The organism is Candidatus Omnitrophota bacterium (assembly GCA_040755155.1).
GTDB lineage: Bacteria > Hinthialibacterota > Hinthialibacteria > Hinthialibacterales > Hinthialibacteraceae > JBFMBP01.
In genome coordinates, this window is record JBFMBP010000104.1 from 52,391 (window position 1) to 63,979 (window position 11,589).

The 11,589-nt window shown below is 50.0% G+C and carries 8 protein-coding genes; 4 read left to right on the forward strand and 4 right to left on the reverse strand.

Translation table 11 applies throughout. From position 1 onward, the window contains the following. Window positions 1-6: 6 nt before the first annotated feature. Entirely contained in the window at window positions 7-1,641 is a 1,635-nt protein-coding gene (locus AB1656_15960) for a glycosyltransferase family 39 protein (protein ID MEW6236878.1), read from the reverse strand. Window positions 1,642-2,111: 470 nt separating this feature from the next. Next, the gene (locus AB1656_15965) at window positions 2,112-2,468 is read right to left on the reverse strand and encodes a hypothetical protein (GenBank protein ID MEW6236879.1); all 357 of its coding nucleotides are present in this window, start codon (window positions 2,466-2,468) and stop codon (window positions 2,112-2,114) included. Window positions 2,469-2,908: 440 nt separating this feature from the next. Between AB1656_15965 and AB1656_15970 the strand changes: the two genes are divergently transcribed. The 3 genes from AB1656_15970 to corA all read left to right on the forward strand — a co-directional run bounded on the left by AB1656_15970 (window position 2,909) and on the right by corA (window position 8,442). Further along, window positions 2,909-4,279, forward strand: coding sequence for an ABC transporter permease (locus AB1656_15970; GenBank protein MEW6236880.1), 1,371 nt, complete (start codon window positions 2,909-2,911; stop codon window positions 4,277-4,279). 259 nt (window positions 4,280-4,538) lie between these two features. Then, window positions 4,539-7,232 (forward strand): glycosyl hydrolase, encoded by a 2,694-nt coding sequence (locus AB1656_15975; GenBank protein MEW6236881.1) that lies wholly within the window; start codon window positions 4,539-4,541, stop codon window positions 7,230-7,232. Window positions 7,233-7,377: 145 nt separating this feature from the next. Then, window positions 7,378-8,442, forward strand: a complete 1,065-nt coding sequence (gene corA, locus AB1656_15980) for a magnesium/cobalt transporter CorA (protein ID MEW6236882.1) — start codon at window positions 7,378-7,380, stop codon at window positions 8,440-8,442. Between the two features lie 21 nt (window positions 8,443-8,463). On the opposite strand, the gene AB1656_15985 is transcribed toward corA, so the two are convergent. Next, window positions 8,464-9,162: an MCP four helix bundle domain-containing protein gene (locus AB1656_15985; protein ID MEW6236883.1), complete on the reverse strand. Its 699-nt coding sequence runs from the start codon at window positions 9,160-9,162 to the stop codon at window positions 8,464-8,466. A gap of 440 nt (window positions 9,163-9,602) precedes the next feature. Between AB1656_15985 and AB1656_15990 the strand changes: the two genes are divergently transcribed. Further along, window positions 9,603-10,394, forward strand: a complete 792-nt coding sequence (locus AB1656_15990) for an amidohydrolase family protein (GenBank protein MEW6236884.1) — start codon at window positions 9,603-9,605, stop codon at window positions 10,392-10,394. Window positions 10,395-10,400: 6 nt separating this feature from the next. Here AB1656_15990 and AB1656_15995 read toward each other — a convergent pair whose 3' ends face one another. Continuing rightward, window positions 10,401-11,282 carry a phosphodiester glycosidase family protein gene (locus AB1656_15995; GenBank protein MEW6236885.1) on the reverse strand — a complete coding sequence of 294 codons (882 nt, stop codon included), beginning with the start codon at window positions 11,280-11,282 and terminating at the stop codon, window positions 10,401-10,403. Window positions 11,283-11,589 lie beyond the last annotated feature (307 nt).

Here is an 11,589-nt window from a genome sequence, read left to right on the forward strand (position 1 = left end):
CCGCCCTCATCGATCCGTGGAATATATCTCATACGCCGCGTCCCCATTAGGATAAAAATTCCGAAAAATCGGCGCTGCGCCGTCGATTTCTCCCGCCTTGGCGAGGTAGAGATTCTTGCCGGGAGCGAGGTTGCGCCAACGGGCGATGGAACCGTAATCGACGCCGCGATAGCGCAGATATTCGTTATGGCGAAAATCGCCGTAGATGGGGACGTAATGAAAAAACGGCAGGATATACTTGGGATAATCGGCGCCGGAGAACGGTCCCGGCTCGCGTCCGGAAAAGACGGCCAACGCTACGGGATGCAGGCGGACGTTATGCGAAACGATGACGCGGTCGTAATCCGAATTGTTCTTCTCCAAAAATTCCACCGCTTCGCGCAGTCCGTATTGCCAGGAGGGCGCGGAGGAGGCGGGATAGCGGAAAACATAATCGTACGCCGTCAAAGAAAAATTGACGAGGATGGCGGCGGCTAAGGCGGCTTTGGCCCAAAGCCGCCAAAGTGGAGACGATATTTTCCCTAGGAGAAAGAAGATTCCTATGGCGCTGACGATTTCAATCAGATTCAAGCCGCAGATAGCGCGCAGGGGATTGGGCATACTGTTTAGATCATAACGATCATAAGTCATGCTGGAGGGAATGGCAAAAGCGAACAGCCAGAACAAGAGAAATAAATGCGGCATTAGTCTTTTTTTTACGATGAAAAAAAGTCCAGCCAGGAAAAAGGGGAATAAAACCGCCAAGGCGACGCCTGCTCCCAATAAATGCAGCGAGTTGGGATTACCTTTCCAAAAGAGAAACAAGGGAGAGAGATGTTCCAAATAATGCAGCAAGAAAAGCCGCCAGCCGTCTTCGCGCTGAAAGACGGAGAGAAATTTCCAACGCGCCTGCATTTCGTCGTAATGCGCAAATGTAAATAAGATGTAAGGTAAAAGCGCCGCCAGGAATACGAAAATGCCGACGGATAAGTGGAGAAGATGCTCGCTGCATTCTCGGCGATAAATAATGAGGAGACCAAGCATCATGAGGGGAATGAATAAGCGCGCGGAGGGATAGGTATAAACCGTCAGAGCGAAAACGAAGCAACAGGCCGCCAACTCCCGCCAGCGCCGCGTCCGCGTCCAGCGTAAAAACAACCAGAAGGCGGCCAATTGTACAGGCGCTTCCATGACGGCTTCCCAGCCGATGCGGCTGTAATGGACGTTCCAGGGAGATATCGCCGTCAGGGCGGCGGCGATCAGGGCCGTTTCGGCGCCCGCGAATTCCAGGACGAAAAGATACGTCGTCAAAATCGACAACGTTCCCATGACGGCGGAGGGCAGACGCGTCGTATAAGCGTTGACGCCAAAGGGAGCGGAAAAGCATCCGGCGAAATAAATATAAAGCGGGGGACTATACTCGCCCGATTGCTGGAAAAACAAAGGCCAACGATGGCCGTGGTGATCCATGCCGGAGCGATAGACGGAAGCGCCGTCGAAGGCTTTCAGCAGCTCGTCCGAATTCAAGGCGGGAGGGATGCAATCCAATCCCCAAACCCGGAGAAGAAATCCCAGCGCCAATACGATCCAAAGCGTTTTTCGAATTTGTTTAGAAGTGATCCTCGATCCTTTATCTATTGGATCAAGTCTCTTAGCCGTCAACAGAAACGACGCGATTGGCTCTTCAGAAGTTTTTTTCTTGATTTCCATCATAGATTCGGTTATATTTGTAGATAGGAAATTGCTTTGGCCCGAGACCGCGTTAGGGATTTCCTCTTGGAAATGAGGGAAATTCGCGCCCTCCCAAAGCAGTTTTTTATTTTTCAAATAATTCTTTCTCACAATTGCCGCGCTTAAAACCAAATAATAACTTCTTTCCCGATTTTCCTTCCAAGCAAAATAAGCGATTTTTGTCTTTCCATTTTTCTTTACGATAATCAATGAATCGTTTTTACCTTCGTATATTTGATTGAATTTTACCGCAATATCAAGAATGAAATTTTCTACCGATTTATAATCCGAGTTTAAAATGGCGTTTATACGCGCAGGCTTATTTTCTATATGTTTCTTTCCAAATTTCTCGTTCCCATTTTCAAGTCGAATTAGCCCCGCTTTCCTTCGAATTGCTTCGCCTATCTTTTCGTCAATTTCCCCAAAGTCCACTTTGCCATCGGACGTTCTGGAAATTCATCCGATTCCTTCCAAAACAACGGGCCCGGTTCTTCGGAAGTTTTTTTCTTGATTTCTATCGCCGATTCGGTTACAATTTTAGATGTATTCAGCAACAAACTGCTTTGGCCCGAGATAGCGCTAGGGGCCCCGGCGACGGGGCGATTGGACTGCGCCCTTTCCCAAAGCAGTTTATATTTTTGAAAATATCCTTCCCGCGATACAAAAGCGCTGACAACGGAATAAAATCCACCGTCATCATTTGGCTTGAGTATGATTATCGCGAGTTTGTCTCTGCCATTCCTTTTATGTAAAATCAACGCTCCTTTCCATCCTTCGTATATTTTCGTATAGTTATTCGCTACATCCCCAATGAATTCTTCAGCGGATTTATATCCCTCATTAACAATTTCTTTTCCGTGTCTTTTTACTATGTGGATTTTTCCATACCGGTTATCGCCATTTTCCAGCCGTATGACTCCTGTCTGCCGATTGATTTTCGCCGCCGTTTCTCGATCGATTTCCCCAAAGTCCATTTTGCCATCGGGCGTTTTCGCAAATCTCTCCATTATTTTTTTGAATCGAAACTCCGCTTCCCCGCGTCTCTAGTCCCGCAATCGTTCGTGCTATGATACTGCGAATATGGCTGATTCGTTGATAAGGTACAGGGATTCTGCGCCGCGTCCAATCCGAATCCCGCCTATTTTCATTCTTACTCTCGGCTGCGAAATGCCAAGATAGGAAGCTGGATCAGGTTTTTATGCGCTACGAATGGTTCATCGCCAAACGCTATCTTCGTCCCCAAGGCGGGGCGACGTTCATTTTTCATCTTACGTTGATCAGCATTGCCGGGGTGGCTTTGGGCGTGACTTCTCTAATCACCGTCATCTCAGTCATGAACGGATTCGGCAACGATCTACGGGCGAAAATCCTGCAAGGGCGTTCTCATCTGGTTTTGAATTACGACGCTTTGGAGAATTACGAAGAATACATGCCGATGTTTTCCACGGTGGAGAACGTCGCCGCTTGTTCGCCCGCCATTATCTATCGCGGCGTCGTTTACGCAACCGATTATCCCGGATTCGGCGAGATTTTCCCCTTTTTCGTTGGCATCGATCCTCGCTACGAATCAGATGCTAGCGGCCTTAAGAAAAATATGATCGTTGGCGATTTATCCGCCTTGGATCGCGATAAGCCGGAAGCGCCTTCTTCGCAAACCATGAAAATCAACCAGGAATCCGCCGTTCAGGAATTGCCCGGCATCGTCATCGGCATCGAAATGGCCGCCGAACTATTCGGCGTCGCGACTACGGCGGGGAACGACGCGACGGAAATGGAAGCAAAACGCAAATCCTGCGAGCGCATCCTCGGTCAGAGGCTTACGTTGATCACCGTACCCAAGAATACCGATGCGTTCGGCGCCAGCGCTACGAAAGCGAAGATTTTTCGCATCGCGGGCGTATTCAGCACCGGCCACTACGAATTCGATTCTTCCTGGTGCTGCATCTCCATCCCCGCCGCGCAATATCTTTTGAATATTCCCAGAAAAATCACGCAAATCCAATTTTGGCTGAACGACCATAGCCGGGAAAAGACGCTGGAGACGCAAATCGCCGTCGACCAAATCAACCGCGAGCGCGTGCGGCAAGGCGGATTCGCCCAGACGTGGATGCAGATGAATAGCATCTTCTTCGAAGCGCTGGAGATCGAAAAGCGCACGATGGATTACATTTTGAAAATCATCATCCTTGTCGCCACCTTCAACATCATCGCCACGCTCTTCATGGTTGTAACGGAGAAAACGCGGGACATCGGCTTATTGCGAGCTATTGGCGCGGGACGGAGAAACGTGATGTTCATATTTCTCCTTTTGGGATTGATCGTGGGCGCGCTGGGGACCTTGTTGGGAGTGGGGGGAGGATACGCAATCTGCAAATTCATCCAAACGTTTCAATTGGAACTTCCCGGCGGGGGTATGATTTATTACTTGAAATATTTGCCCTGCGATATGGAGTTTTCGGATTTTCTCAGCGTATCCCTATATACGACGGTTGTAAGTTTTCTCGCGTCGATCTACCCCGCCGTGCGGGCGTCGCGGCTGGTTCCCGTGGAGGCGCTGAGGTTTAGCTGAAATGAAGTCAATTGACGAAAAATAGATGGGCCGAGAGACTCGGCCCATCATTAAATTCAAAAGGGTGTAACTCGCTCTCCGCGCCCTATTTGAGTAGGTTTTATAATCACAAATACCATAAAAACTTCAACTTTTTAGTCGCCTGCTTCTATGTAATAATAATCCATCACGCTTTGGATTTCAAAATCGAATCGCCATTCGTTTCTAACCCTCCACGAGAGATATGCAATGACGGCGAATAAATTTGCGGGAGAAAAGAATGTCAAATCATTATAAGAAATTATCTACTATTATTATGATCTCAATAGCAATATCGATATTATCCCCCGCTTTGACTTTGGGCGATACGAAACCTTCGACGATATCGCTTTGTTCCGCTTTTGATCCCAACGAATTCGCCGATCCCGATTCGGTTCACTGGCCGGGATATTTCTGGCTTTGGAACGCTCCGTTGGATCAATTTACGATCTTGGAACAGCTGCGCGATATGGCATCGCATGGAGCGCGCAGCGTGTGCATGTTGCCCATGCCTCGCGCTTTCCGGCCCAATAACACGAACAACTCCATGGATCCGGATTATCTCACGCCGGAGTTTTTCGACCGCGTCAAATGGGCTGTGGACGAAGCGGCGAAGTTGGGAATGAAGTGGTGGCTTTACGACGAAGGAGGTTGGCCGTCGGGACAAGCCTTGGGAAAAGTAATTGAAGGCCATCCGGAATTCGCGCAACATCGTCTCGTCCGCGAGAAACTTGATAACCAAAAACCTATTACGACGCCATCCGATGCGCTGGCGATCATTGAAGACGGACTGCCGCCGAAAGTATATCTCCCTGGCGAAACCTGGACTCCCTCGTCATCCAACGACGACGCTTATCTTTACCGCGTTCTCGCCAAAGGCTACGCCGATTTGCTTAATCCCGAAGCCGTGAAACGATTCATCGCCTTGACTCACGAAGGCTACTGCTCCGTCCTGCAAGATCATTTCGGCAAGACGGTATTATTTACCTTTACGGACGAACCGAACGCGCCCAACATCGTTCCCGAAAAATCCATGCCGTGGACGCCGAGAATGGTGACAATTTATAAAAATCGCTTCGGCAAAGAGATATTTCCCCTGCTTCCAAAAATTTTTCATCAACCAGATTGGGATTTCGCTCGCGCCCGCATAGAATATTACGATTTATGGACCTCGAGATTCCGGGACGCCTATTTCAAAACGATTCGCGATTGGGACCGTTCTCATGGCCTGGCCTCCGGCGGCCACCTCAACGGAGAGGATCAAACCATCAACGCTATCCGTTATGGATTCGGCCAGGCGTTGCGTCAATTGCGGGCGATGGATGTTCCCGGCGTCGATTTGATTTGGAGGCAGTTGTTTCCCGGAATGCCCAACCAGCATTTCTTTCCCAAATACGCTTCCAGCGCCGCCCATTACAACGGAACCCGCTACTCCTTCACGGAATCGTTCTGTGTTTACGGCAATGGATTGACTCCGGCGCAAATGAAATGGCTCGTCGATTACCAATACGTGCGAGGACTCAATCTTCTAGTGATGGGATGTTATCCGTTCAGCACCAAAGATCATCACATGACGGGCGAGCGTCCGCATTTCGGGCGCTGCAATCCGCTATGGGATCATCTTCCCGAATTTCACGCTTACGTCGCACGCTTGGGATACGCCCTTTCTGCAGGCCGCCCCAAGATCGAGACGGCGCTCTATTATCCCGTGCGCGATCTGTGGGCGATGGGCGAATCGGCGTACACCGAAGCCGATTCTCACGACCGCTTAGCGAACGAATTGCTTACCCGGCAATGCGATTTCGATTTGATCGACGACGACGTCTTGGCTGATGAAACCACGAAAGTTGAAAACGGCGTGCTCATGTCGGGCGCGATGCGCTATAAAACCATCGTCTGCGACGGCGTTCAATGGATGCAGCCGGAGGCGCTGGCTAAACTGAAGCAATTCGCCGCGTCGGGCGGCAAGGTTCTCTGCACAGGCCGCGTCTCCGCCGTCGATGAAGAGCCAAACAGCGCCGGCGCCGATCGATTTATCGTCGGTGAAATCGACGAAATCACTGCGCGAGTTCAGCCTACAGCGCAGATCGATCCGCCCAGCCGCAGCCTGCGCGCCGCCGCGCGCTCCACGGACGACGGCGAGATCGTATTCCTCTTCAATGAAGAAAACGAATCCTACGAAGGCGTCATCCATCATCCCGCCACTTATGCCCGTCTTCTCGAACCGCAGACGGGGCGCTTGATCGCTGCGCCCAAACCAAGCCATTCCCTTCCTATCCGCTTGCAACCGGACGAGACGCGGCTTTTTCTTTTCAGCGATGAGCCGCTGCCCGCCGATTCTCCTGTTTCTTTCACCGAAGATATAATCGCCTTGGACGAAGAGATAACAGCGCAACCCCGACGCCGCTTCATTGCGGGCGAGCATGATTTTGAAATCGTCGAACCGGTCGAGAATCTCGAAAATACTTCCTGGTGGGGCGATTATAAAGGAAAATCCCTCTCCTTTGCCGACGCCGCCGTCTGGAAAAATTGGCTGGGAGAAGATTATTCCGGCGAGGTGGATTATACCGCGTCCTTCAATTTGCCGATGACTTGGGACGGCGCTCCACTGGAACTGGAGACGGGAGCAATCGAATACGCCGCCACGATAATTCTCGACGGGAAAACCGTAGGATCGATGCTTTGGTCCCCTTGGCGCCTGGCGTTGCCGCCCTGCCAAGCGGGAAAACATCAATTGATTATCCGAACGGCCAATACTCTCGCCAATGAACTTACCTCTGAACGGGTTGTCAACGAATGGACGGCGAAAAAAGGCCCCGGCTGGCCCAGCCCCTATCATGCGCGCACGATCATCTTCGAACGCGAATCGCGGTACGGCGGATTGCTAGGGCCGATCCAATTGCGGCGGATGAAGAAGAACGATTCGGCCATGTGAAAAAGTAGAAGAGCCATCCTGGCTCTTGTTTCACGCAAGAGGCTGGAAGATTCGTAGGGTTGGCTCAAAGCGAAGCGTAGCCCACCTTGACTCTACGGAAAGTGTTTTCATAAGAGTGATCAGCGGCCAGATGTGGAGAAAATTCATGCTGAAACATTATCAAAAACATCGAGACAAAGTAGGACGCGAACCGGGATGCGCTCTCCATGTAGGCGGGCATGAGACGGTTGAATGCAAAATTCGGATGCTTGATTACGACTCCGCCGGTTTGCGCGAAAAAGAAAATCCCCGTCTCGAAGAATGCGAACAAGGCAAGAATCAAACCACCGTTTGCTGGATCGATGCGGTCGGCATCGACCAGGTTGAAACCATCGGCGAGTTGGGAAGGCGCTTTGGCTGGCATCCTCTAGTCGTGGAAGATATCGTCAATGCGGAACAAAGACCCAAGATGGAGGAATATGACGGCTATCTTTATATAACCCTAAAAGCGCTCCTGTTCGCCGAGGAATCCCATGAAATTCGCAGAGAACAAATCAGCTTGATTATCGGCCCTTCCTACGTTGTTACGATCCGGGAAAAAGAGGATCCGATTTGGGAACCCCTCTTGTATCGGATTCGTCACGACAAAGGCCGCATTCGAAGAATGGGGGCCGATTATTTAGCCTATGCGATTCTCGATCTGATCGTCGACAATTACTTCCTTGTCTTGGAACGGATAGACAAACGCATGGAATCGGTGGAGAAAGAGTTGATCGTCCATCCCGCCGCCGCCACCGTGCGAAAAATTCACCATCTCAAGAAAGAACTGCTGATCTTGCGGAAATTAGTATGGCCTTTGCGCGAAATGATCGGCCGGCTGTATAAAGAAGAAGATGCGCTCTTCCATAAAGAGGTTTCTCCGTTTCTGCGGGATTTGGAAGATCATGTCATACAGATTATCGATATGATCGAAATCTACCGGGATTCTACCTCGTCGATGTTGGATCTTTATCTTTCCCAAACCAGCTATCGCTTGAACGAAATCATGAAAGTGTTGACGATGTTCGCCTCCATCTTCATTCCCCTTACTTTTTTGGCGGGAGTGTATGGAATGAACTTCACGTTCATGCCGGAACTGCATTGGCGCTTCGGTTATCCGTTGATTCTCGGCGTCATGATTTCCAGCGCGATCGGCATGTTTCTTTATTTCCGGCGGAAGAAGTGGATTTGAATCCCATCTCCATTCCGCGGTTCAATGCTTTGCCGGTAAGAATTGATATTTCTTGGAAATCCTGACATAAACCAACAGACTATAGGTGATATACGTGCTGGCGGAAATGCCGACGAATAATCCGGCGACGATCAAAATCACGATTTGCAAAGAAGAAAGAGACGAGATGAAATCGGCCCTCTGGCTTAAATCGATGCCTCCATGTTCGTTCAAGTTGATTAGGCCGATGATCGAATCGCTGCTGTTATTGTAAAGGAGTTGGGATTCGTCGCGCAGCATTGACAAGGCTTCGCTCTTTTTGTTCTCCCTGGACAAAGCGAAGATTCGTTCGGTTTCCTTGATATAGCGCGCCCAATTTTCGCGGAAGGAAGCATAGAGTATTTTCTCTTCGTTCAAAACGATCAGAGGTTCGTAAATCGATTGTTCGCTGGCAATCCCGCCGATGATCTCTTTGGCTTGATTCTCGAACCGATCCATATCGTCTTTGGAAGACGAGGAGATATGTTGAAGTTCGATGATTCGCAATTCGGAGATGCATTTATTGATATCCCCTAGGGTGCGGGTGGCGGGCAGCCAGATTTTTTCAATCTCCGTGGCAATGTAATTGACGTTATTCAATTGGGTTATGGAAAACGCCCCTAACGCCACGATAATGAAAAACAATAACATATAAGAAACGATAATCTTGGTAGAAAATTTCATATTCGAAAATCTGTTCATGAATGCGTCCTCAGTTTCCGCAACCAGGAAACAATCGCGTTATAGATATCGGATAATCCTTCGCCGTCGTTCGCCGCAATGGAACCTATGATTTCTGGCGGGCGATTATCCATCCCTTCATTTTACATTCAAATTGAAAATCCACTATATTTTCATCATACGATTCGACTGGATTCTCCTTCTTTCGCCCTGATCCGCCGGTTGGAGATAATACCAGTATGCGTTAGAATTATTGCTTATATATTCCCTCGCCCTCTGGGAGAGGGTTAGGGTGAGGGAATAATAAGTCCAATAATATCAACCCTCACCTAACCTCTCCCAATCTTGGGAGAGGAATTTGAAAAGCGACAATCTCAATGCAGATTGGTATAAGTCATTCACCTTGATAGGAACGATAGCTTCATGGATTATGGAAGCCATAATCCACTGGAGGCAATGGGATGATTATCGATGTCCATACCCATATTTTCCCCGACGAACTTGCCCTGAAGGTCGTACCCGCGATGGCGGCGAAGGCGGGAATCAAAGAAGCGATCGACGGACGCCTTAGCACTCTATTCGATTCGATGAAGACGGCGAGCATCGATGTCTCTTGGCTGCAGCCGGTAGCCACTAAGCCGAAACAGGTGGATTCCATCAACCGGTGGCTGGAAGAAGTTCGTACGGATTCCGCCATTGCATTCGGCGCGGTTCATCCCGGTTACGAAGATTTGGGAGGATTGATGCGCAATCTATCCGCCAAGGGATTTCCGGGCGTTAAAATCCACCCCGAATACCATGAAATCGAACCGGACAATCCCATCTATTACCCTCTTTACGAAGCCGCCGTAGAGGAACGCATGATTATTCTTTTCCATGCAGGCGTAGATATCGAAATCCCTACGCTTCATAGTACGCCCCTTCATTTCCTGCGGATAAAAGAGAGATTTCCCGATTTGACGATGATTCTGGCGCACATGGGAGGCTTCCGGCAGTGGGAGGAAGTGGCGAAGCGGATTTGCGGGACGGATGCCTATTTAGATACGTCCTATTCTCTGGGACATATGCCCGACGAAGAGTTTATGGCTCTTGTCCACGCCCACGGCGCCGCTCGCATTCTTTTTGGAACGGATTCTCCGTGGGCGGATCAACGGAAGGATTTAGAGCATCTCCGGCGGTTGCCGCTGTCGCAAGACGAATTGAAACAAATTTGCGGCGGTAACGCCATGCGCCTTTTGACGGAGCGAAAATAAGATCTATTACTTTTTGAAAAGGGCGACAACGTTGGCTACGGCGCGTTCTTTGCCCGGCGATCCCGGAAGAGCGAAATCGGAAGGACGGTTCATCAATTTATTGTTGACCACCATGACCGACGATCCGCCGCCGTCGAGATTCATGGCGTCGCTGGCGCCGATATCCGCCAACATATCCGTCAATTCGCCCAACGTAACTCCCGCGCTCCAATCCGGCTGCCTTCCATCCACGACTACCATCAACGCCATGCCGTCCGCCATTTGGGCGATCGCCGTCCGAGGATTGCGTTCGTTAAGGTTGAAACTTTCCGCTAAATAAAGGCAAGTTGTTCCATCTTTAATGAGAATCGGTCCCGCCGCCAAGGCCGCATGGCAATCGTTCCAACCTGGTTTTTGCGTCTGGAAACGGTATTTATCGATATCTTCCGGCCCGATCCAATCGAACAAAATTTTTGACGAATTGAAGCCGACCGTACTGCGATAGTTTTCTTGGTGCGGGGGATACAGAATGCGTCCGTGAGCGGCGACGAGACCGCGCGCGCGGTTGGGCCGCACGGAAAAGAAACCGCCATTGACCGCGGCCAGCGCTTCGCTTTGCCGCGCGAAATCCGAGGGCGCAAAAAGCGCGCCATAGCTGCCCAGTACGCCGAACACGTATTGGCTTCCCACCCCCGTAACGCTGAGAACATGCGCTCGCACTGGTTTGTTTATGACGGTTTGATAAAGATAGCGCCGATAGAATATCCCCGCATCGACTTGAATTTTTTCTTCTTCGCTCTTCGAAGACCACCAAGGTTCCGCGAACGACTGCGCTGCGAATAGCAGCAGAAAAATCAGCGCGGAAAATTCCATTCTCCAGCCGCGCGGGGATTTCCAAATCGTTTGCATGATGGGCTTCTCTCTCTAAATAATCGCAGTTTGCTTTTACGCAAAAATCATGTATAGAAAAGACGCAGTCGTCAACGGAGTCGATCTAGGCGGAATCAATCGAGATGACGCCGCCATTGTAACATCTTTCTCGATTTTTCTTTAGTTCAAACGGCTATTAATAAGTGGATAAATCCGCCTCTAAAAAAAAATTAGTAACTCATCTTACGCAGCCTGGGAGCGCAGGCGTCTCGCCCGCAGGTTGGAACAGCCGATCCATTGTTGCGCTCATAAATCGCGAAACCGCGAAACGGCGCGTAATCCACGA